Annotated in this window: 18 protein-coding genes and 2 riboswitches; of the genes, 6 read left to right on the top strand and 12 right to left on the bottom strand. The window is 70.8% G+C overall.

The window, feature by feature from the left end:
* Positions 1 to 72 precede the first annotated feature (72 nt).
* On the top strand, positions 73 to 699 hold the full coding sequence (locus KMS84_RS00505) for a TetR family transcriptional regulator (protein ID WP_256913980.1): 627 nt from the start codon (positions 73 to 75) through the stop codon (positions 697 to 699).
* Between the two features lie 344 nt (positions 700 to 1,043).
* On the opposite strand, the gene KMS84_RS00500 is transcribed toward KMS84_RS00505, so the two are convergent.
* Entirely contained in the window at positions 1,044 to 1,469 is a 426-nt protein-coding gene (locus KMS84_RS00500) for a hypothetical protein (protein ID WP_256913979.1), read from the bottom strand.
* Between the two features lie 179 nt (positions 1,470 to 1,648).
* Positions 1,649 to 2,509 (bottom strand): thioesterase family protein, encoded by an 861-nt coding sequence (locus KMS84_RS00495; RefSeq protein WP_256913978.1) that lies wholly within the window; start codon positions 2,507 to 2,509, stop codon positions 1,649 to 1,651.
* Between the two features lie 143 nt (positions 2,510 to 2,652).
* Here KMS84_RS00495 and KMS84_RS00490 point away from each other — a divergent pair, with 143 nt between their 5' ends.
* Positions 2,653 to 3,888, top strand: a complete 1,236-nt coding sequence (locus KMS84_RS00490) for an alpha/beta hydrolase (protein ID WP_256913977.1) — start codon at positions 2,653 to 2,655, stop codon at positions 3,886 to 3,888.
* On the opposite strand, the gene KMS84_RS00485 is transcribed toward KMS84_RS00490, so the two are convergent.
* The 10 genes from KMS84_RS00485 to KMS84_RS00440 form a co-directional block, all read right to left on the bottom strand.
* Positions 3,797 to 4,453 carry a trimeric intracellular cation channel family protein gene (locus tag KMS84_RS00485; RefSeq protein WP_256913976.1) on the bottom strand — a complete coding sequence of 219 codons (657 nt, stop codon included), beginning with the start codon at positions 4,451 to 4,453 and terminating at the stop codon, positions 3,797 to 3,799. The two genes, KMS84_RS00490 and KMS84_RS00485, sit on opposite strands and share 92 nt — an antisense overlap.
* Positions 4,454 to 4,509: 56 nt before the next feature.
* Complete coding sequence (locus tag KMS84_RS00480) at positions 4,510 to 5,901, bottom strand: M1 family metallopeptidase (protein ID WP_256913975.1); 1,392 nt, start codon at positions 5,899 to 5,901, stop codon at positions 4,510 to 4,512.
* 96 nt (positions 5,902 to 5,997) lie between these two features.
* Positions 5,998 to 7,446 carry an ABC transporter ATP-binding protein gene (locus KMS84_RS00475; protein ID WP_256913974.1) on the bottom strand — a complete coding sequence of 483 codons (1,449 nt, stop codon included), beginning with the start codon at positions 7,444 to 7,446 and terminating at the stop codon, positions 5,998 to 6,000.
* Positions 7,447 to 7,463: 17 nt separating this feature from the next.
* Positions 7,464 to 8,561, bottom strand: coding sequence for an ABC transporter ATP-binding protein (locus KMS84_RS00470; RefSeq protein WP_256913973.1), 1,098 nt, complete (start codon positions 8,559 to 8,561; stop codon positions 7,464 to 7,466).
* Positions 8,558 to 9,556, bottom strand: a complete 999-nt coding sequence (locus KMS84_RS00465) for an ABC transporter permease (RefSeq protein WP_256913972.1) — start codon at positions 9,554 to 9,556, stop codon at positions 8,558 to 8,560. Before KMS84_RS00465 ends, KMS84_RS00470 begins: the two co-directional genes overlap by 4 nt.
* Positions 9,557 to 9,667: 111 nt before the next feature.
* The gene (locus KMS84_RS00460) at positions 9,668 to 11,461 is read right to left on the bottom strand and encodes an ABC transporter substrate-binding protein (RefSeq protein WP_256913971.1); all 1,794 of its coding nucleotides are present in this window, start codon (positions 11,459 to 11,461) and stop codon (positions 9,668 to 9,670) included.
* A gap of 91 nt (positions 11,462 to 11,552) precedes the next feature.
* On the bottom strand, positions 11,553 to 12,560 hold the full coding sequence (locus tag KMS84_RS00455) for an ABC transporter permease (protein ID WP_256913970.1): 1,008 nt from the start codon (positions 12,558 to 12,560) through the stop codon (positions 11,553 to 11,555).
* Positions 12,561 to 12,872: 312 nt separating this feature from the next.
* On the bottom strand, positions 12,873 to 13,667 hold the full coding sequence (locus KMS84_RS00450; protein WP_256913969.1) for an enhanced serine sensitivity protein SseB C-terminal domain-containing protein: 795 nt from the start codon (positions 13,665 to 13,667) through the stop codon (positions 12,873 to 12,875).
* A gap of 299 nt (positions 13,668 to 13,966) precedes the next feature.
* Positions 13,967 to 14,761: an enhanced serine sensitivity protein SseB gene (locus KMS84_RS00445; RefSeq protein WP_256913968.1), complete on the bottom strand. Its 795-nt coding sequence runs from the start codon at positions 14,759 to 14,761 to the stop codon at positions 13,967 to 13,969.
* Between the two features lie 71 nt (positions 14,762 to 14,832).
* Positions 14,833 to 15,519, bottom strand: a complete 687-nt coding sequence (locus tag KMS84_RS00440; RefSeq protein ID WP_256913967.1) for an AAA family ATPase — start codon at positions 15,517 to 15,519, stop codon at positions 14,833 to 14,835.
* Between the two features lie 177 nt (positions 15,520 to 15,696).
* A riboswitch (glycine riboswitch) is annotated at positions 15,697 to 15,796 on the top strand.
* A riboswitch (glycine riboswitch) is annotated at positions 15,797 to 15,902 on the top strand. It abuts the riboswitch before it with no gap.
* A 73-nt stretch (positions 15,903 to 15,975) separates the two neighbouring features.
* Between KMS84_RS00440 and gcvT the strand changes: the two genes are divergently transcribed.
* The 4 genes from gcvT (at position 15,976) to KMS84_RS00420 (ending at position 20,347) form a co-directional block, all read left to right on the top strand.
* A complete protein-coding gene (gcvT, locus tag KMS84_RS00435; protein ID WP_256913966.1) occupies positions 15,976 to 17,103 on the top strand; it encodes a glycine cleavage system aminomethyltransferase GcvT in 1,128 nt (375 codons plus the stop codon).
* 146 nt (positions 17,104 to 17,249) lie between these two features.
* Positions 17,250 to 17,627: a glycine cleavage system protein GcvH gene (gene gcvH, locus KMS84_RS00430; protein ID WP_256913964.1), complete on the top strand. Its 378-nt coding sequence runs from the start codon at positions 17,250 to 17,252 to the stop codon at positions 17,625 to 17,627.
* Positions 17,628 to 17,641: 14 nt separating this feature from the next.
* Positions 17,642 to 18,922: a serine hydroxymethyltransferase gene (glyA, locus tag KMS84_RS00425; protein WP_256913963.1), complete on the top strand. Its 1,281-nt coding sequence runs from the start codon at positions 17,642 to 17,644 to the stop codon at positions 18,920 to 18,922.
* 57 nt (positions 18,923 to 18,979) lie between these two features.
* Positions 18,980 to 20,347, top strand: a complete 1,368-nt coding sequence (locus tag KMS84_RS00420) for an L-serine ammonia-lyase (RefSeq protein ID WP_256913962.1) — start codon at positions 18,980 to 18,982, stop codon at positions 20,345 to 20,347.
* Positions 20,348 to 20,817: the final 470 nt, after the last annotated feature.

Raw genomic sequence — 20,817 nt, 5'->3', positions numbered from 1 at the left:
TGTTCACTGACTCTTGAGTCTAGCGCGTTCCCCGGCTTTTCAATTCCGGAGAACAGTTGTTAACTGGATGACATGAGTCACACTCTCGGCGTCCGGCAGGCCCAGAAGCAGAAGACCCGGCAGGCCCTCATGGACGCGGCGCTGGCGCTGCTGGAGGAGCAGAGCCTGAGCAGCCTGGGTCTGCGCGAGGTCACCCGCGCCGTCGGGGTCGCCCCGACCGCCTTCTACCGCCACTTCCGCTCCACCGCGGATCTCGGCGTGGCCCTGGTCGAGGAGGCGCTGGGCAGCCTGCACCCGATGATCCGGACCACGGTGACGTCCGCCGAGTCCAGCGGCGAACGCATCGAGCGCGCTGTCGAGTTGATAGCCGGTCACGTCACCGCGTACCCCGCACACGTCCGTTTCATCGCCCGGGAACGACATGGCGGGGTTCAGCCCGTCCGGGAGGCGATCCGCGACCAACTGGGCCGCTTCGCCGACGAGGTGAAGGCCGAGCTGGCCAAGGACGCGCAGGCGCGGGGGTGGAGCGACGACGACCTCCTGATGCTCGCGCACCTCTACGTCGACCAGATGCTCATCACGGCCTCGCTGTTCCTGGAGGCGCTGGAGGCCTCGCCGGAGGACCGCGAGCGGGTGAGCCTGCTCGCGACGCGCCAGATGCGGCTCATCAGCATCGGCCGCCACCACTGGCTGGACTGAGAACCGGCCGGCCGGCCGGAGCGGGGGCGCCCCGAACCGGCCGACGGGACCGGGGAGCACCCCGTACCGGCCGACGGGACCGGGAGCGCCCCACCCTGCGCCCGCCCGGCCTTCGCCCGTCGTCTCAGCCGCATGTCCGTCGCCGGCCCCGGCCCCGGCCCTGGCACGATCTCGGCGCACTGCCCCGCCCGGCACGCACCGCGCGGACGCGCCGGGCGGCGCACCCGTCCCGCGAGTGCGCCGCCCGGTGAAGAGACCGCCTGGTGAGGAGACGGCTCGGTGAAGGCATGGCCCTGCGCCACCGCCCGATGAAGGAACCGCCCGGCCGGGGGACGGCCCGCCGGTCAGCCCTGCTGGGCCTGCTGACCCTGCCCGCCGCTCCGGCCGCCGCCGTCCGGGCCGCCGCAGCCGCCGTCCCGGCCCCCGCCCGGACCGCCCTGCCCTCCGCCCGCGCCGCCGCCGGGACCACCGCTCGCCGCACCCGTGGGCACACCCGTCGGCACGGCTGTCGGCACGGTTGTCGGCGTGCCCGGGGGCCGGCCCGAGGCCGCCGCGCCGGTCGGCACGCCGGACGGAGCCCCGCTCGGAGCCCCCGAAAGCGCGCCGCTCGGCGCGCCCGTGGGGTCGCCCGAGGGCGGCCGGCAGGACTGCTGGGCGGAGGCGCCGCCGGAGGCGGAGGCGCCCGACCCGCAGGCCGCCAGCGCGAGGGGCGAGAGCGCCAGCAGCGCCACCGCGGGGACGAGACGGACGGACATCGGCGCACGCTTCATGAGAGACAGCTCCAGGGAGGATGAGGAGAACCTGAAGCCGAACTCGACCACCGGCGCCCAGGAGCGCCCTGGGCACGCTCTGTGCGCGGCCTGTCCACGGGGCAAAGGGCACCCCAAGTCTCCTCACCGGCCGAGGAGTTCACCCGGGAGTGCGGCCCGGGAGCCCGCGCGGGAACCGGTCAGCCGAGCCGGACCCGGGCCAGCTGGCGCGACTGGGCGACCAGCCGGTCCGCGCTGTCCCAGACCTCGGCGTCCTCCTCCAGGAATCCGCCCGCGAGGTTGCGGGTGGTGATGGACACGCGCAGCGGCCCCGGGGCCGGACGGCAGCGGACGTGCACCGTCAGCTCGACGGTGGGGACCCAGCCGCGCAGGCCGATCTCGAAGGCGGTGGGCGGCAGCGCGTCCACGGCGAGGAGGAGGGACAGCGGGTCGTGGTCGCGGCCGTCCTTCAGGCCGAACCAGGCCCGCATCTCCCCCTTGCCGGAGGGCTGTCCGAGGGCCCAGCCGAGCGTGGAGGGGTCGAGCTTGAGCATCAGGCGGTCGGTGATGGCGGAACTGCCGTCGACCGGCGCCGGCCCGTCCTCCGGGCCGAAGCACTGCTCGATCGGCGGGATCACGGGCGGCGTCGCCGTGGTGCGGACGTCGTCCGGCAGCGCGTCCAGGTCGCCGTAGGAGGCGAGGACGCGGATCCGCTCGACCTCCTCGCCCCGCTCGTCGTACTGAAGGAGCGAGGCCTGGCCGGTGGACAGGGTGCGGCCGGTGCGGACCACGTCCGTGCGGACCACCGCCGGGCCGGGCTGGGAGGCGGTCAGGTAGTGCGCGGAGATCGTGAACGGGTCGCCGTGCGGCAGGGCGTCCGCGAGCGCGCGCCCGAGGATCGCGAGGAGGTAGCCGCCGTTGACCGCGCTGATGATCGTCCAGCCGGCCGACAGGTCGATGTCGTACACGCCGGGCTCGCGGCGGGTGAGCGCGGTGTCCCGGTCGAACTCGCTGTCCCCGACGGTGGCCCGCCGGACCGTCGCCGTAGCTGCTTCTGCCATGGCTGCACGGTACAACACTTGATTACTAAGCGGTAGCTTTTTATGCGCCCGTACGGACGAGTCCTCAGCCCGCGACTGCAATTTCTTGGTAAGTGTCCGAACTCGTCCGTAACCTCGACGCCTCGTTTTCCCTCTGCTAGGGCATGAGCCTCACCGGGACTCCGTTCCTCTACACCCTGATCGCGCTGTCCGCCGTCGCCGTCGTGCTGCCGCTGCTGCTGTGGTCGCGACTGCGCGGGCCGCGGATCCTGCGCGCCGCGGCCCGGGTCATGATGCTGCTGTTCGCCCAGACCACGGCCGTGGGCCTGGTCTTCGTCCTGGTCAACAACTCCAACGGCCTGTACGACACCTGGGCCGACCTCCTGGGCACCGGCACCCACGTGCAGCAGGCCGCCGACCTCGGCGCGGACGGCACCGGCGGCATCGCCCTGGACCGGCTGCCGCGGGTGAGACAGAAGTTCACCCAGGCCGAGGGCCCGGGGATGCACGCGGCCGGCGGGGTGCGCGTCACCCAGGTGCAGGGCCGGGTCTCCGGCGTCAACGCCGAGGTCTACGTCTGGCTGCCCCCGCAGTACGACGATCCGGCCTACAAGCACCGCGCCTTCCCCGTCGTGGAGCTGCTGCCGGGTTACCCGGGCTCCGCCAAGACCTGGTACGGCACGCTCCACGTGCACGAGCAGCTGGCCCCGCTGATGCGCGACGGCAAGATCGCGCCCTTCATCCTGGTCGCCCCGCGCACCACCCTGCTGCCGGGCGTGGACACCGGCTGCGCCAACGTCGCCGGCACCGTCAACGCCGACACCTGGCTCAGCGTCGACGTGCCGAAGATGGTCAAGGACAACTTCCGGGCCCTGCCCGCACCCAAGGGCTGGGCGGTGGCCGGGTACTCGGCGGGCGGTCACTGCGCGACCAAGCTCGCCGTCGCGCACCCGGACCGCTACCGGGCGGCCGTGAGCCTGTCCGGGTACAACGACCCGGTGGTCGAGCGCGACTCGCTCGCCGCCCAGGACACGGGCCTGCGCCGGGCGAACAACCCGTACCTGCTGCTGCGCAAGGCGCTCTCCCCGCCGCCGGTGGCGCTCTACCTGTCCGGCCAGCCGCACGACGGCTACGAGGCGGCCATGGCCCTGCGCCAGGAGGCCAAGGCCCCGACCACCGTGCACGTCGTGTACATCCCGCGCAACGCGGGCGGGCACACCATGGGGCTGTGGCGGCCGCAGGTGGTGCCGGCGTTCCGCTGGCTGACGACGCAGATGGGCCAGCGCGCGGTCGTCGACGGGAAGGGTCCTACTCCTCACGCACCGTCGAGCGGCGGTTCCAAGCGCGCGGAGCTCGCCAGTGGAAGCGCATCGCGAGCAACCGCAGGACGAAAGCGGTGACCGCGGCCACCCCGCTGGCCAGCGGGGTGAGCACGTCGTAGCGGATGCACAGCGCCACCATGGCGGCGCCGGCCATCGCGGGGACCGCGTACAGGTCGCGGTCCCAGCGCAGCAGCGAGGGCACCTCGTTGGCCAGCACGTCGCGCAGCACACCGCCGCCGACGGCGGTGGCGATCCCGAGGGCGGCCGACGCGGTCAGGTTCAGCCCGTAGGCGTAGGCCTTCGTCGTCCCCGTGACGCAGAACAGGCCGAGGCCCGCCGCGTCGAAGACGTTGACCCCCAGCTGGATGCGCTCCACCTGGGGGTGGAGGAAGACGACCAGCAGGGCGGCGAGCAGCGGCGTGAGGAAGTACCCCAGGTCGGTGAAGGCGGCCGGGGGCACCGCCCCGATCACCAGGTCCCGGAACACGCCGCCGCCCAGCGCCGTGACCTCGGCGAGCATGGCGATGCCGAACACGTCGAAGTTCTTGCGGACGGCCAGCAGCGCGCCCGAGATGGCGAAGACGAAGATGCCGACCAGATCGAGCGTGTGCTGGACGGAGGGGCTGAAGATTTGCTGGAGCACCCCTACATTCTCACCCAGCACCCGACCGTTGCCTTACATTACAAGGCGACCCAGCCTCACAGGGACGGTTTGCCCGGTGTGAAGAGCCAGGTCTGGAAGAGGTCGTCGAGCTGTCGTTTGGAGATCTTCTCGGCGAGGCGGATGAATTCGGCGGTGTTCGCGTTGCCATGGCGGTGCAGCCCGGTCCAGGCCGGGAGCAGCCTGAAGAACGCCTTGTCGCCGATCCGCTCGCGCAGGACCTGCAAGGTCATCGCCCCGCGCTGGTAGACGGCGGAGGCGAACATGGTGTCGCGCTGGGGGTCTCCCACCAGCGTCTGCCAGAAGGCGTTGTCGGCGGGGCGGGCGTTGTAGCCGGCCAGGAAGGAGTCGTGCGCCGAGCGGGTGCCCTGGTGCTCGGCCCACAGCCACTGGGCGTAGGTGGCGAAGCCCTCGTTGAGCCAGATGTCCTTCCAGCGAGCCACCGAAACGGAGTCGCCGAACCACTGGTGGGCCAGCTCGTGCACGATCGTGGACTCGTTGCGCACGGCCGAGTAAGCCGGCTTGGACTGCACCTCCAGGGAGAAGCCGGCCTGCGGCATGTCGTCGACGATCGCGCCGGTCTCCTCGAAGGGATACGGGCCGAAGACCTTCGACCAGTAGTCGGTGGCGGCGGCGGTGACGCCGTACACGTCGACGCTGTTGCTGTTCGCGAGCACGGGGTCGATCGCGACGTAGATCGGGGTGCCGCCGGGCGTCGTCCCGGTCCTCACGTCGAACCTGCCGATGGTGGCGGTCGCGAGATACGTGGCCATGGGCCTGGTCTCGCGCCAGTGCGTGTAGGTCGAGGAGCCCTTGTCGTACGTGGAGACCAGCCGGCCGTTGGAGACCGCGGTCAGGCCCCGGGGCGCCTTGATCCGGATGTCGTAGGAGGCCTTGTCCGAGGGGTGGTCGCTGGAGGGGAACCAGGTGGAGGCGGCGTTGGGCTCGCAGGCCACGAAGACGCCGTCCGTCGTCTTCATCCACCCGTAGGAGGACCCGAAGACGATGGGGCCGCCCAGGGGTTCGGGGACGCCGCCGTAGGTGACGCTCACCTCGAAGGTGCGCCCCTTGCGGACCGCCCCGCGCGGGGTGATGCGGATCTCGTCGCCGGCGCGGGTGAACTGCGCTCTCCTGCCGTCCACTTCGACCCGGGTGACCTCCAGTTTCTGAAGGTCCAGATCGAAGGACGAGAGGTTCTGGGTGGCGCGGGCGGTGATCGTCGTACGGCCGTCGAGCCGGTCGGTGTCGGGATCGTAGGCGAGGGAGAGGTCGTAGTGCCGGGCGTCGAAGCCGCCGTTGCCGAGCTGCGGGAAGTAGGCGTCGCCGATTCCGTCGGCGCCCGGGGTGGGGGCGGAGGAAGCGGCGATGACGAGGAAGGAGGCCGCCGCTGTCGCGAGGGCCCCCCAACGTGCCGAACGGGAGAGTGCCATGAGTCGTCCCTTCGAGCGCGTGCCGTGGTGCCGGACGCGGACGACTCTGCACTCTCCCGTTAAGCCATGTACATGACTTTACTAACTCGTCATGCCCTACTTGCCCGTTGACTCCTGGCCCTTGGGCCCGGCGGCGTCGCCGCCCTCGGCGGAGTCGGTCTCGGCGGAGTCGGCCGACGCGGCCGGCTCGCCCTTCGTGAGCCCGGCCGGCTCGGCAACCTCGGCGGCCTCGGCAGTCCCGTCCGCCTCGGCAACCTCGGCAACCTCGGCGGGCTCGGTGGCGTCGTCGGCCTCAGCCGGCTCGGCGGCCTCGACGGCCTCGTCCGCCCCGGCTGCCGCCGTCTCGGTGGACGCGGTGGGCTCGGAAGCCGTCTCCGCGACCTCCGCCGCCAGCGCAGCCGACGTCTCCGCCGACTCCGCGAGCACCTCGTCGGCCACCAGCTCCGCCGCCTCCTTCGCGACGGTCAGCAGGACGGTGTCCTGCGGAGCCTGGTCCTCGAAGTTCTCCGGGTGGTGGCAGGCGACCTGCTGACCGGTCCGCAGCTCGACGAGCTTGGGCTCGGTGGTCTTGCAGATCTGCGTCGCCTTCCAGCACCGGGTGTGGAACCGGCAGCCGCTCGGCGGGGAGATCGGCGAGGGCACGTCGCCCTTGAGCAGGATCCGCTCGCTCTTGGCGTTCTTGCGCCGCGGGTCCGGGATCGGCACCGCCGACATCAGCGCCTTGGTGTACGGGTGCATCGGCGACTTGTAGAGCAGGTCGCGGTCGGCCAGCTCCACGATCTTGCCGAGGTACATCACCGCGATGCGGTCCGACACGTGCCGGACGACCGAAAGGTCGTGCGCGATGATCACGTACGTGAGGCCGAGCTCCTGCTGGAGGTCGTCGAGCAGGTTGACGACCTGGGCCTGGATCGACACGTCCAGCGCCGAGACCGGCTCGTCGGCCACGACCAGCTTCGGGTTCAGCGCGAGCGCGCGGGCGATGCCGATGCGCTGGCGCTGACCGCCGGAGAACTCGTGCGGGTAGCGGTTGTAGTGCTCGGGGTTGAGCCCCACGACCGACAGCAGCCGCTGCACTTCCTTCTTGATGCCGCCCTCGGGCTCGACGCCCTGGAGCTTGAAGGGAGCACCGATGATCGTGCCGATGGTGTGCCGCGGGTTCAGCGACGAGTACGGGTCCTGGAAGATCATCTGCACGTCGCGGCGCAGCGGACGCATGCCGCCGACGCCGAGGTGCGTGATGTCCTTGCCCTCGAACTCGACCTTGCCGCCGGTGGGTTCGAGCAGCCGCGTGATCAGCCGGCCCATGGTGGACTTGCCGCAGCCGGACTCGCCCACGACGCCGAGCGTCTCACCGGAGCGCACCTCGAAGTCGATGCCGTCGACCGCGTGCACCGCCCCGACCTGCCGCTGGAGCAGGCCCTTCTTGATGGGGAAGTGCTTCTGCAGCCCGGTCACCTTCAGCAGGACCTCGCCGGGGGCGGCGTCCTTGGTGAGGGTCGCTCCCCGCGTCGTCGGGCCGTCGGCCTGCGCGGGAATCGTCACCGCTTTCTCTTCGTCGCTCACAGCTTCGGCGCAATCTCTTCGGTCCAGATACGCTCCCGCTGCTCCTTGCCCAGGTGGCAGGCGGCCCAGTGCCGGCTCCCGACCTCGGACAGCTCGGGCCGGACGGTGCGGGTGACGTTGTCCTTCGGCAGGTCCGCGTACGGGCAGCGCGGGTTGAAGGCGCAGCCGGACGGGATGTTGATCAGCGAGGGCGGCGAGCCCTTGACCGGGATCAGCCGCTCCTGCTGGTCGCGGTCCAGACGCGGCATCGAGCCGAGCAGACCCCAGGTGTAGGGGTGCCGGGGCTCGTAGAACACCTTGTCGGCCGGGCCCCGCTCGACGCAGCGGCCGCCGTACATCACCAGGATGTCGTCGGCGAGCTCGGCGACGACGCCCAGGTCGTGGGTGATGACGATGACCGCGGAGCCGAACTCCTTCTGGAGGTCGCGGATGAGGTCGAGGATCTGCGCCTGGACGGTCACGTCCAGGGCGGTCGTCGGCTCGTCCGCGATCAGCAGTTCGGGGTTGTTCACCAGCGACATCGCGATCATCGCGCGCTGGCGCATACCGCCGGAGAACTCGTGCGGGTAGCTCTCCACCCGCTTGTCCGGCTGCGGGATGCCCACCCGGTCGAGCATCTCGACCGCGCGGCGCTTGGCGGTCTTCTTGTCGACGTCGTGGTGGATCCGGTACGCCTCCACGATCTGCTGGCCGATCGTGTAGTACGGGTGCAGCGCGGACAGCGGATCCTGGAAGATCATCGCCATCTCGCGGCCGCGCAGCTTGCGCACGTGGTCGGGGTCGGCGGACAGCAGTTCGGTGCCGTCCAGCCAGATCTCGCCGGAGATCTGCGCCTTGCGCTTGCCGTACTGGCCGGCGGTGTGCAGGCCCATGATGCCCAGCGAGGTCACCGACTTGCCGGAGCCGGACTCGCCCACGATGCCGAGGGTCTTGCCCTTCTCCAACTGGAAGCTGAGCCCGTCGACGGACTTGACCAGGCCGTCGTCGGTGGGGAAGTGCACCTTCAGGTCGCGCACTTCGAGGAAGGACGTCGGCGCGGGCGAAGCGGGGGTGGGCTCGCCCACGGCCGCTCCGCTCTTGCTGAGTTCGGTCACGAGAGCCTCACTCGGGGGTCGATCACGGCGTACAGGATGTCCACCACGAGGTTGGCGACGAGCACCGCGAGGGAAGTGATCAGGGTGACGCCCACGATGATGGGCAGGTCCTGGTTGCGGATGGCGTCCAGTACGGCCCGGCCGAGACCGGGCAGGTTGAACGTGGACTCGGTCAGGATCGCGCCGCCGATGAGGGCGCCGAGGTCCATGCCGAGCATGGTGAGGATGGGCGTCATCGTCGAGCGCATGGCGTGCTTGCCGATGACGGTGGTCTCCTTGAGGCCCTTGGCCCGGGCGGTGCGGATGTAGTCCTCGCCGAGGATCTCCAGCATGGTGGCGCGGGTGATCCGGGCGTACATCGCCGCGTACAGGAAGGCCAGGGTGATCCACGGCAGGATCATGGCGCCGAACCAGCCGGAGAAGCTGTCCTCCAGCGGCACGTACTGCGCGTCGATCCAGTGCAGCCCGAAGGCGAAGATCGCCAGGCTCAGCATGCCGGTGAAGTAGATGGGCAGGGAGACGCCCGCCAGGGCGACCACCATGGCGCCGCGGTCCCACAGGCTGCCGCGCTTGAGCGCGGAGAGCACGCCCGCCGCGACACCGAAGACCAGCCACAGCACGGCGGCGCCGAGCGCGAGACCCAGGGTCACCGGGAAGCGGTCGGTCAGCACAGGCCACACGGCCTGCTCGCTGCGGAAGGAGTAGCCGAAGCACGGTGCGGAGCAGTGGATGGTGTCGCCACCGCCGCTGTACGTGCGTCCCGCGAAGATGCCCTTGAAGAACTCCCAGACCTGCGCGTAGATCGGGTCGGCCAGGCCGAGCTTCTCGCGCACGCCCTCGACGGCGGCAGGGTCGGCCTGCTTGCCCACGAAGCTCAAGGCGATGTCGACGCCCGCCCACTTGGGGAAGAGGAAGAAGATGCTGAAGACCACCATGACGATGACCACGAGCATCACTGCGGCGGCGAACAACCGCCTGATGAGGTAAGCGAGCACAGCTCTCGGCCCGCCGCGGGACCGCGGGCCGTCGGAGGTCTTCCGACGGCCCGCGATCACGCTGCGCCGGCCTTCACCTGCCTTTCGTGCCGTTCGGCGGGTGTGCCGGGATTACTTCTTGGGGTTCTTCAGACCGAGGTTGACGAAGTCGTACTGACCGCTGTAGCCGTCGGTCGTGTAGACGTTCGCCAGGTTGTCCGAGCGCCAGTTGATGAACTTCTCGAAGGTGAAGGGCAGGTAGTACGCGCCCTCCATCACCTTGTGGTTGATCTCCGTGGCGATCTTGGTCTTGCCGGCGTCGTCCAGCGTGGTGACGTACGAGTTGAACAGGCCGTCGATGGCCTTGTCCTTGATGAGCGCGTAGTTGTTGTTACCGCTCTGCTGGATGTACTTGCTGTCCCACAGCGGCAGACCGAAGCCCTGCACGGACGGGAAGTCCGGGCCCCAGCCCATGATGATGATGCCGTAGCCCTTCTTCGCGACGTTCGAGGGGCTGCCGATGATGCCGGTGGTCTGCGAGCCGTCGAACTGGTCGATCTCGGCGGTGATGCCGATCTTCTTCAGCGACGCCTGGAGGGACTGGGCCGTGGCCACCTCGACGGGCTTGTTGTTGCGCACCGCGATGGTGGTCTTGAAGCCGTTCGGCTGACCGCAGGCCTTCAGGGCCTCCTTGGCCTTGGCCACGTTGCCGTTCTTGTTCGCGCCGGCCAGCTCGTACGGGTCGTACTTCTGACCCTCGGAACCCGCGACCGACGGCGGCAGCATGTTGGTGCCGATGTCGCCACCGGCGACCGGGCCGCCACGGGCGGTCTGGAGCGACACGTGGTCGGCGCCGAGGATGACGGCCTTGCGGCAGTCGATGTTGTCGAACGGCTTCACGCTCTGCGGGAAGACCGCGTAGCGGATGTAGCCGGAGACCGGGTTGTCCAGGTTGGCCTTGTGCTGCTTGAGGGCGGTGGTGCGGCCCTGCGGCGACATGCCGGTCTGGGTGAGGTCCAGGTCCAGGTCACCGTTGAGCAGACGCTGGTCGAGCTGGTTGGCGTCCGAGAAGAACTTGACGGTGATCTTGTCCGGGTAGGCCTTGCGGACCGGGTCCGAGGCCTGCTTCCAGGACGTGTTGCGGACCAGCGACAGGTCCTTGCCCGGGCTGTAGGACTCGAACTTGTACGGGCCCGAGGAGAACGGGTGCAGCTGGTACTTGGCCTTGGTGTCCTTGTCCTGGCGGACGGGGGACGCCGAGATCAGGGCCAGCATCTCCTCGAAGTCGGAGTTGGCCTGCGGGAGCTTGAAGACGATGGTCTTGTCGTCCGGCGTCTCGATGGCCTTCAGGCCCAGCTTGTCCGCGGACGTGTCCTTGTAGGGACCCTTGTACTCGCCCTTGGGGTCGAGCACGTCCTTCAGGTACGTCGGACCGCCGGACAGCACGTCCTGCGCCCACACGCGCTCGATGCCGTACTTGACGTCCTTGGAGGTGATCGGCTTGCCGTCCTCCCACATGACGCCGTCGCGCAGCGTGTACGTGTAGGTCTTGCCGTCGTCCGTGACCTTGGCGAGACCGGACGCGAGGTCCGGGGTCAGCTCGGCGCCCGCCTTGCCCGGCTCCGTCTTGTTCGTGACGAGCTGGCGGCTGTAGTAGCGCGCGAAGTTCCACATCATGCCGTAGTAACCGCGCGTGGTGTCCCACGAGTCGGCGTCCTGGGCACTGCCGAACTTCAGCGTGCCGCCCTTCTTGGCGGCGGAGGCCTGGGCGACCTTGTTGTTCGCGGCGTCGAAGCCGGCGGCGCCGGTGCTCGAGCCCTTGTCGTCGTCTCCGCCACCGCACGCAGCCGTGGTCAGCAGCGCGGCGACCGCGGCGGCAGCGGCAAGTGCCTGCTTCCGCCGCCCTGAGGTGCGTTGGGTAGTCACGATCTCGGATCCTCCGGATAGATGAGAGCCCCCGTGTGAAGGTCACGGGAAGGTCGGGGTGCCGTGTTCGGCGGTACCGCTGTGCGGTGGTTCAGCGGGATGCCTTCGGGTCCAGCGCGTCACGGACGCCGTCGCCGAAGAGGTTGAAGGCCAGCACGGTGATGAAGATCGCCAAACCCGGGACCACCATGTACATGGGGTCCGACTCGTAGTAGTCGATCGCGCTCGAGAGCATCTGTCCCCAGGAGGCCGTGGGCGGCTTGACGCCGACGCCCAGGAAGCTCAGCGCCGCCTCGGTGAGGATGTTGGTGGGGATCATCATCGTGGTGTACACGACGATCGGGGCGACCAGGTTGGGCAGCAGTTCCTTGAACAGGATGTACACCCGGCCGGCGCCGAGCGACCGGGCGGCCTCGACGTACTCGCGCTCACGCAGCGAGAGCGTCTGGCCGCGCACCACGCGTCCGATGTAGGGCCAGCCGAAGAAGCCGATGACCAGGATCATCACGAAGACGCGGACGCTCGAACCGGTCAGTCCCAGCATCTCGTTCGGCATGACGGAGACCAGGGCGATGATGAACAGCAGCTGCGGGAAGGCGAGCAGACCGTCCATCACGCGGCTGATCAGGGAGTCGATCCAGCCGCCGAAGAAACCGGCGAGGATGCCGAGCACCGTTCCGAGGATCACGGCCACCACGGCGGACAGGAAGCCGACCAGGAGGGAGATCCGGGCCCCGTAGAGGATGCGGGCGAAGATGTCGCGGCCGTTGACCGGCTCGACGCCGAGCAGGTGGTCGCCGCTCAGACCGCCCAGCGAGCCCGTGGGCGTGCCGAAGAGCGGGTCGATGAGGTTCTCGTGGTACTCGTTCGGGTCCTGCCCGAGGAGGCTCGTGATGACGGGCGCGAGCAGCGCGACCACCACGAGGAGGAGCACCACGATTCCGCCCGTGAGGGCGAGCTTGTCCCGCTTGAGGCGCTCCCAGGCGATCCGGCCCAGGGAACGGCCCTGAACGGCCTTGGCGTCGCTGCTGGCGACCGCCGCTTCCTCGGCCGCACTCGGGGCCGCTTCCGCGGTCGGCTCGTGCAATGGTGCCGTCATCTGGCAGGGACCCCTCTCAACCGGCGGTAGCCGGCCCGCACTTGCCGCTGTAGCGGCGTGATCAGTCCGTAATACGCAGGGGATAAGTCCCCTGGAGCGGGAGTCTTCAACGCTTTGGCGATCTGTTGCCAGACTTGGCAGTGAAAGGATGCGTAAACGTGATGCGGGTAGAGGGGTTCCGTTATCCGGACGGCGGGTAACGCCCCCCGGACAGTGGCAAATACGGACACAATGGGAGTGTCTACTCCATATCGCCGCTATCTACGCGCGAAGAAGTCCGACTCCTTCCACGGGGCGGGAGCGGCGAACGGGTCAGTAGCGTCCGGTGGGCGGAAAGCCGTAACCGCCCGCGGGGGACTGCGCCGGAGCGGCGGCGTGCGCCTCGCGGTCGTAGAACGGCCGCGCGTTGGCGCGCATCCACATCACGACCGGGTCGTACTCGTCGGTCATGGCGACCGTCGAGACCGGCAGCCCGTCCGGCACCGCGCCGATGGACTGCTGCATCATCGCCCGGACCGCGTCCACGGCCGGCGGGGAGGTCTCGTAGACGTCCAGCCCGAGGGCCAGGTAGGGCGCGCCCAGCGCCGGCTGCACCCAGGCCCGGCGCAGCGCGCGGACGACCGGCGTGCGGTGGGCGTTCTGCGCGAGCAGGGCGTAGAACTGCGGGATCTCGATGCCTGGCTCGGACAGCCGCAGCGGGCCGGCGGGCTGGCGCTCCAGACCGGTGGCGATACGGCGCAGGTCCAGCCAGGGGATGCCGATGCCGCCGCCGGGGGCGTGCGGGTTCAGCCAGAGGCCGTAGTGGTCGGGGTAGAGGGTGCGGGCCGCGTCCAGCCCGTCGATCACCTCGTACGACCTGTTCCAGCCGCTGGCGCTCAGTTCCTGCGCGGAGGTCACGCACGGCGCGTAGCCGTGGCCCTCGACCTCCATGTTCCCGTACTGCGCGTCCGGGGAGCCGGCCTGGCCGTGCCACAGCAGCATCCAGACCTGGCCGGAGGAGGGGGTCGCGAGCGCGCGCAGGAGCGCCTCGTAGGCGTCGTACCGCCCGGGCGTGACCTGGCGCAGCATGTGCTCGACCTGACCGGTCGCGATGCCGCTGGCGCTCACCTGTACCGCCCCTTCTTCAGTGTTGCCCCGCGTCGGAGTCCAGCTTAAGCGCCCAAGGGGTCGGGGGACGTGGCACGTTGGCGGGCGCTGTCCGTTTGTGACCGGGCGCCGCGGCACGGAGCCTTCGGCGGCCGTGGCCGCACGCCCTCGCGGCGGCCGTCCTAGCGGCCTGCGGGACCGCCGTCGCCCTCCCCCCGCGCTCGCCGCCGGCCGCCCCGAGGGCCGCCGTCACCCCGCGCTCCCGGCCGCCGCCCGGTAGCCGCCGGGGGCCTTCGCTCCCCGACGCGCCGCCGGGCCGGCTAGTGCAGCTTTGTGTAGAACGGGCGTACCCGTTCCCTCAGCCACTCCCCCACCGGATCCTGGGCGACGTCCAGCAGCACCAGGTTGACGGGCCAGGGCGACGAGGTCGCGCCCAGCGCCCTGCCCAGGGCCTCGAGCGGCAGAGCGCGCAGGTCGCCCTCCCACTGGGAGAGCTCCACGCCGACGAACATCACCGGCTCCGCCGTCTCGATCGCGGCCAGGCAGCGGCGGGCGGTGCGGACCACGCCGACGGCGTCGAACTCCGCGGAGGCCGCGGCCAGGAAGTCGACGGGGTCGTCCTGCCAGTCGGGCTCGTAGAGGCGGACCCGGCCGCCGCTCGCCGGTCCGTCGAGCGGGGTGCGGCCCGCCCGGCACAGCTCGGCCACGGCCGGCGGCGGAAGGGGGACGCCGACCACGCCGTCGGGGTTGACCAGGATGCCGACCTGCGGGGGCAGCCCGCGGGCGAACTCCACGGCCGGGGCGATGGTGTACGACATGTGCGCGCCGACGACCTGGCGGAACTGCTCCTCGGAGCTGAAGACCGGCACGTACACCTGGCCGGCGAGCTCCAGCGTGGGCAGGTCGAGGGGGCCGCTGTGCGGGCCGCCGCCGCCGGGCAGCGGCACCCACACGAAGCTGCGGCCGAGCACCTCCACGATCCGGCCGCCGGCCTCGGGCACGCCGAGGGAGACGGAGAGCACCTCCTCCAGCTCGTTGCCGGGCCATCCGCCGTGCGAATGGGGGTGTGCCTGCGCCGGGAAATCCGTCGGGAAGTCCGCCGGGGGGAAGTCCATCTGCCTACCGCCTGCCGAGAACCGCTCATGCTGCTGTGACCGAAAGGCTAGCGGGTGCCCGGGACCCCGGTTCAGCCCGTGAAGCCGATCCGCCGCAGGACGTCGGCCGCGGGCCGGTCGAGCAGGACCGCCGCGCCGCACCCCGCGGGCAGCCGTCCCCTCTCCACCGAGCGCAGCAGCCGGGCGGCGGCCCGGCGGTGCCGCAGGAAGGCGTAGCGCGAGACGCCCCGGCCGCGCTCGCGCTGTCCCTCCAGCGCCGTGTCCGCGTCGACGTCGAGGACGATCAGGTGGAGCGTGCCGCCCCGGCGGCGGGCCGCGCGGCCCAGCCAGCCGCGGACCCAGGCCTGTGCGCCGCAGTCGTGCACGACGACGCCCTCGCCGCCGCGCAGGGCCCGGCGCAGCCCGGCGTAGTGGGAGAGCCGTACGAGGGGGCGGTAGAGGGCGTAGGGCAGGAAGCCGGGCACGCGGGCCTCCCAGCGGTCGCGGGTGTCCTGGGAGTCGACGCGGACGCCGCCCGCGGTGCGCCGCATCAGCGTGGACTTGCCGCTGCCGGGCAGGCCGGTCACGACGACCAGGTCACGGGGGCCGAAGAGCAGGCCGTGCGGGCTGCGGCCGGCCCGGTCGCGCAGGTCGCGGACGACGGGCGCGGGCCGCGGGCCGCACGCCTCGCGTGCCCCGGGGCCGGGCTGGGCGGGCAGCGCGATCCCCGAGCCGGTCGCGAACGCCGTGGTCCTCGCGGTGCGCGTCGTCCTGTTCACCGTGATCGTCCTCCCCTGGGGTCAGGTGGTCCTCATCCCCTCCGAGCGTAAAGAGAAGGTAATGGGCGGTGCCTCGCGTTTTCGTGCGCGTACCGACACAAGCCGGTTACAGATCCGGCCTGCCGCGATCGGGGCGGGCCGTGCGATGATGGCCGCGCCAACTGCATACCGGCCGTTTGAATCCGCGCGGGAGAGTCCTCAGCAGCAGCTTCGCCGAGGCGCCGAAGGAGCAAGTCCCTCCCTTGAATCTCTCAGGCACCGTTACCGCGCGGGCGAGGCACATCTGAAAAGCGGGTCGCCCCCGGGCGGCTCCACCCAAGGTGCAAGTCACGATCTTCGCGATCATGGCGAACCTCTCAGGTTCCGATGACAGATGGGGAGGAACGACCTCGCCATCCCCCACGCCCGGATCCGTTCGCGCGGGGGACCCCATTGCCCTTGGGAGACGACCGACCGATGAGCAGTACCGAATCCACGGCCGTGCGCCGCACCGCGCTCGACGCCCTGCATCGCTCGCTCGGCGCGACGATGACCGACTTCGCCGGCTGGGACATGCCCCTGCGCTACGGCTCCGAGCGCGACGAGCACACCGCCGTGCGCACCCGGGCCGGCCTCTTCGACCTCTCGCACATGGGCGAGATCACCGTGAGCGGCCCGCAGGCGGCCGAGCTCCTGAACTTCGCGCTGGTCGGCGACCTCGCGGCCGTGGGCACGGGCCGCGCCCGCTACACCATGATCTGCCGGGCCGACGGCGGCATCCTGGACGACCTGATCGTCTACCGGCTCGCCGAGAGCGTGTACATGGTCGTCGCCAACGCCTCCAACGCCCAGGTCGTGCTCGACGCGCTCGTGGAGCGCTCCGCGGGCTTCGACGCGGAGGTCCGCGACGACCGTGACGCCTACGCGCTGATCGCCGTCCAGGGCCCGCAGTCGCCCGGCATCCTGAAGTCGCTGACCGACGCCGACCTCGACGGTCTGAAGTACTACGCGGGCCTGCCCGGCACGGTCGCCGGGGTCCCCGCGCTCATCGCGCGCACCGGCTACACCGGCGAGGACGGCTTCGAGCTGTTCGTGAAGCCGGAGCACGCCGTCGAGCTGTGGCAGGCGCTGACCGCGGCGGGCGAGGGCGCGGGCCTGGTCCCGTGCGGCCTGTCCTGCCGGGACACCCTGCGCCTGGAGGCGGGCATGCCGCTCTACGGCCACGAGCTGAGCACCTCCCTCACCCCCTTCGACGCCGGGCTCGGCCGGGTGGTGAAGTTCCAGAAGGAAGGCGACTTCGTGGGCCGCGAGGCGCTCGCCGCGGCCGCCGCCAGGGCTCAGGAGAAGCCCCCGCGCGTGCTGGTCGGCCTGGTCGCCGAGGGGCGTCGCGTCCCGCGCGCGGGGTACGCGGTCGTCGCCGGCGGCGAGGTGATCGGCGAGGTCACCTCCGGGGCCCCCTCCCCGACCCTGGGCAAGCCGATCGCGATGGCGTACGTCGACGCGGCCCACGCGGCGCCGGGCGCCCCGGGCGTCGGCGTGGACATCCGCGGCGCGCACGAGCCCTACGAGGTCGTGGCGCTGCCGTTCTACCGGCGCCAGAAGTAGCCACCGGGCGCGCGCCCGCGCCCCATGCGTGAGACTGCGACGCATGGGACCGCGCTGCGTGAGACTGCGCACATCCGCGGCGTTCACGCACGTCCAAAGACGTCCCCCTTCATCAGCACTCCCCCGCGTACAGGAGAATTCAGGCCATGAGCAACCCCCAGCAGCTGCGCTACAGCAAGGAGCACGAGTGGCTGTCGGTCGCCGAGGACGGCGTCTCGACGGTCGGCATCACGGAGCACGCGGCCAACGCGCTCGGCGACGTGGTCTTCGTCCAGCTCCCGGAGGTCGGCGACGCGGTGAGCGCGGGCGAGTCCTGCGGCGAACTGGAGTCGACGAAGTCGGTCAGCGAGCTGTACGCGCCGGTCACCGGTGAGATCGCCGAGGTCAACCAGGACGTCGTCGACGACCCGTCGCTCGTGAACTCCGCCCCCTTCGAGGGCGGGTGGCTGTTCAAGGTACGCGTCACGGACGAGCCGGGCGACCTGCTCTCCGCGGACGAGTACACCGCCTACACCGCCGGCTGAGGAGTCGTAGACGCATGTCCGTCCTGAACACGCCCCTGCACGAGCTCGACCCGGAGATCGCCGCCGCGGTCGACGCCGAGCTGAACCGCCAGCAGTCCACGCTCGAGATGATCGCCTCGGAGAACTTCGCTCCGCTCGCGGTCATGGAGGCGCAGGGCTCGGTCCTGACCAACAAGTACGCCGAGGGCTACCCGGGCCGCCGCTACTACGGCGGCTGCGAGCACGTGGACGTCGCCGAGCAGATCGCGATCGACCGGGTCAAGGAGCTGTTCGGCGCCGAGTACGCCAACGTGCAGCCCCACTCCGGCGCGTCCGCGAACCAGGCGGCGCTGTTCGCCCTCGCCCAGCCCGGCGACACCATCCTCGGGCTCGACCTGGCGCACGGCGGTCACCTGACCCACGGGATGCGGCTGAACTTCTCCGGCAAGCAGTTCGACGTGGTCGCCTACCACGTGGACCCGGCGACCGGTCTGGTCGACATGGCCGAGGTCGAGAAGCTGGCCAGGGAGCACCGCCCGAAGGTGATCATCGCGGGCTGGTCGGCGTACCCGAGGCAGCTGGACTTCGCCGAGTTCCGCCGGATCGCCGACGAGGTCGAGGCGCACCTGTGGGTGGACATGGCGCACTTCGCCGGTCTGGTCGCGGCGGGCCTGCACCCGAACCCGGTGCCCTACGCCGACGTCGTCACCTCCACCACCCACAAGACGCTGGGCGGCCCGCGCGGCGGGATCATCCTGGCGAAGAAGGAGTTCGCGAAGAAGCTGAACTCCTCCGTCTTCCCGGGCTTCCAGGGCGGCCCCCTGGAGCACGTGATCGCGGCGAAGGCGGTCTCCTTCAAGGTCGCCGCCTCGGAGGACTTCAAGGAGCGCCAGCGCCGTACAGTGGACGGTGCGCGCATCCTCGCCGAGCGTCTGACGGCCGAGGACACGCGCAAGGCCGGTGTGAACGTCCTGTCCGGCGGCACGGACGTCCATCTCATCCTCGTCGACCTGCGCGAGTCGGAGCTCGACGGTCAGCAGGCCGAGGACCGTCTCCACGAGGTCGGCATCACGGTCAACCGCAACGCGGTCCCGAACGACCCGCGGCCTCCGATGGTCACCTCGGGGCTGCGGATCGGCACCCCGGCCCTCGCGACGCGCGGCTTCACCGCCGAGGACTTCGCGGAGGTCGCCGACGTGATCGCGCGGACGCTGACGGCGCCCTCGCCGTTCGCGGAGGCCGACCGGGCGGAGCTGAAGGCCCGGGTCACGGCCCTGGCCGACAAGCACCCGCTGTACCCCGGCCTGAACAAGTAGTTCCACGGTGGGGGCGCCCGACGACGTGCGCCCCCACCCTTTTTTGAAGGAGTACCCGTGGCCATCTCGGTCTTCGACCTGTTCTCGATCGGCATCGGCCCGTCCAGCTCCCACACGGTCGGCCCGATGCGCGCGGCGCGCATGTTCGCGCGGCGGCTGCGCAACGAGGGCCTGCTGGAAACCACCGCGTCGGTCCGCTGCGAGCTGTACGGCTCGCTGGGCGCGACCGGCCACGGGCACGGCACCCCCAAGGCGGTCCTGCTCGGCCTGGAGGGCGCCTCGCCCCGCACGGTGGACGTCGCGGGGGCCGACGACCGCGTCGAACAGATCAAACAGTCCGCGCGACTGCGGCTGCTGGGCAGCCACGAGATCCCGTTCTCCTTCGACGACGACCTGGTGCTGCACCGCCGCAAGGCCCTGCCCTACCACGCCAACGGCATGACGGTGTGGGCGCACGACGCCTCGGGCGCGGAGCTGCTGTCCAAGACGTACTACTCGGTCGGCGGCGGCTTCGTCGTGGACGAGGACGCGGTCGGCGAGGACCGGATCAAGCTCGACGACACGGTGCTGAAGTACCCCTTCCGCACGGGCGACGAGCTGCTGCGCCTGACCCGGGAGACCGGCCTGTCGATCTCCTCCCTGATGCTGGAGAACGAGCGGGCCTGGCGCACGGAGGACGAGATCCGGGCCGGACTCCTGGAGATCTGGCGCGTGATGCAGGCCTGTGTGTCGCGGGGCATGGCCCAGGAGGGCATCCTGCCCGGCGGTCTGCGGGTTCGCCGCCGCGCCGCCATGACGGCCCGTCAGCTGCGGGCGGAGGGTGACGCGTTGGCCCACTCCATGGAGTGGATCACGCTGTACGCGATGGCGGTGAACGAGGAGAACGCGGCCGGCGGCCGGGTCGTGACGGCCCCGACGAACGGCGCGGCCGGCATCATTCCCGCGGTCCTGCACTACTACATGAACTTCGTTCCCGGCGCGGACGAGGACGGCGTGGTCCGCTTCCTCCTCGCGGCCGGCGCGATCGGCATGCTGTTCAAGGAGAACGCCTCCATCTCCGGCGCCGAGGTGGGCTGCCAGGGCGAGGTCGGCTCGGCCTGCTCGATGGCGGCGGGCGCGCTGGCCGAGGTGCTCGGCGGCTCCCCCGAGCAGGTCGAGAACGCGGCCGAGATCGGCATGGAGCACAACCTCGGTCTCACCTGCGACCCCGTCGGCGGTCTCGTGCAGATCCCGTGCATCGAGCGCAACGGCATGGCCGCGGTGAAGGCCGTCACGGCGGCCCGCATGGCGATGCGCGGCGACGGCTCGCACAAGGTGTCCCTGGACAAGGTCATCAAGACGATGAAGGACACGGGCGCCGACATGAGCGTCAAGTACAAGGAGACGGCCCGCGGCGGTCTCGCGGTGAACATCATCGAGTGCTAGCCGGCCCCTGCCGGACGAAGGACGAAGGCCACCCGGGCGTGTTCCGGGTGGCCTTCGTCGTGCTGCGCCGGCCGCGGGGCGGCGCGATGACCGACCGCCCGCGAGACTCCCCTTTTCCTCCGGGAATTGTTCCCGGATTTCCCTCGGGCCCCTCCCCCGCATTGACCGATGCCATATATTCGTCGCGCCGTACGAACGCACGCCCGAACACGGGCCGGCTCCATGGGGGATTGACGGTGCGTTGTCTGCCTCCGCACGAGGGAGGATTACTGTGACGGAACAGGAATCCGGAGTATCCGAGGACCTTCCCGAGAAAGGTCGGGGCCTGTTGTCCCGGCGTTCTCTGCTGCACCGTTCGGGAGCCGTCGGGCTGGGAGCGCTCTGGCTCGGGGGCGAGGCGGGCCCGCTCGGCGCCGGCGGCGTCGCGCACGCGGCCGACGGCGTGACGGCCGGGGAAGGGGCCGAGGGGG

Origin of the sequence: Streptomyces hilarionis (assembly GCF_024539675.1) — a bacterium.
Classification (GTDB): domain Bacteria; phylum Actinomycetota; class Actinomycetes; order Streptomycetales; family Streptomycetaceae; genus Streptomyces; species Streptomyces hilarionis.
This window is presented reverse-complemented; position numbering and strand designations above follow the sequence as displayed.

Bases quoted from the DNA above. Each gene is read 5' to 3' on its own strand.
- KMS84_RS00490 (WP_256913977.1), top strand. From the start codon at position 2,653: ATGAGCCTCACCGGGACTCCGTTCCTCTACACCCTGATCGCGCTGTCC.
- gcvH (WP_256913964.1), top strand. From the start codon at position 17,250: ATGAGCAACCCCCAGCAGCTGCGCTACAGCAAGGAGCACGAGTGGCTG.
- gcvT (WP_256913966.1), top strand. From the start codon at position 15,976: ATGAGCAGTACCGAATCCACGGCCGTGCGCCGCACCGCGCTCGACGCC.
- KMS84_RS00495 (WP_256913978.1), bottom strand. From the start codon at position 2,509: ATGGCAGAAGCAGCTACGGCGACGGTCCGGCGGGCCACCGTCGGGGAC.
- KMS84_RS00480 (WP_256913975.1), bottom strand. From the start codon at position 5,901: ATGGCACTCTCCCGTTCGGCACGTTGGGGGGCCCTCGCGACAGCGGCG.
- KMS84_RS00445 (WP_256913968.1), bottom strand. From the start codon at position 14,761: ATGGACTTCCCCCCGGCGGACTTCCCGACGGATTTCCCGGCGCAGGCA.
- glyA (WP_256913963.1), top strand. From the start codon at position 17,642: ATGTCCGTCCTGAACACGCCCCTGCACGAGCTCGACCCGGAGATCGCC.
- KMS84_RS00455 (WP_256913970.1), bottom strand. From the start codon at position 12,560: ATGACGGCACCATTGCACGAGCCGACCGCGGAAGCGGCCCCGAGTGCG.
- KMS84_RS00505 (WP_256913980.1), top strand. From the start codon at position 73: ATGAGTCACACTCTCGGCGTCCGGCAGGCCCAGAAGCAGAAGACCCGG.
- KMS84_RS00500 (WP_256913979.1), bottom strand. From the start codon at position 1,469: ATGAAGCGTGCGCCGATGTCCGTCCGTCTCGTCCCCGCGGTGGCGCTG.